Genomic DNA, 295 nt, shown 5'->3' on the forward strand with positions numbered 1-295 from the left:
CGCTCGGGCGAGTCCAGCTCGCGGCGCGAGGCCCAGGCGGAGCGAAACACGCCCACGTAGCGCTGCGCGAATGCACGAAACCCCTCGATGACATGCCTCATGCCACACCCGCCTGCAACCGGTGCAGCCGTGCGTAATGCCCATCTGGGCGTTCTACCAGTTCGGCATGGGTCCCGGTCTCGACGATCTGCCCCTTCTCCACCACCACGATCCGGTTGGCGCGCCGCACCGTCGATAGCCGATGGGCGATGATCAACACGGTGCGGCCCTTGCAGATGGAGTGCATGTTGGCCAT

1 protein-coding gene is annotated in these 295 nt (G+C 65.8%); it reads right to left on the reverse strand.

Annotation, left to right across the window (positions count from 1 at the left end; translation table 11 throughout):
- Positions 1–97: 97 nt before the first annotated feature.
- Positions 98–295: hypothetical protein (locus JR064_RS22960; protein WP_206231253.1), on the reverse strand; the 198-nt coding region annotated here is incomplete at its 5' end.

Origin of the sequence: Xanthomonas bonasiae (genome assembly GCF_017163705.1) — a bacterium.
Taxonomy (GTDB): Bacteria; Pseudomonadota; Gammaproteobacteria; order Xanthomonadales; family Xanthomonadaceae; genus Xanthomonas_A; species Xanthomonas_A bonasiae.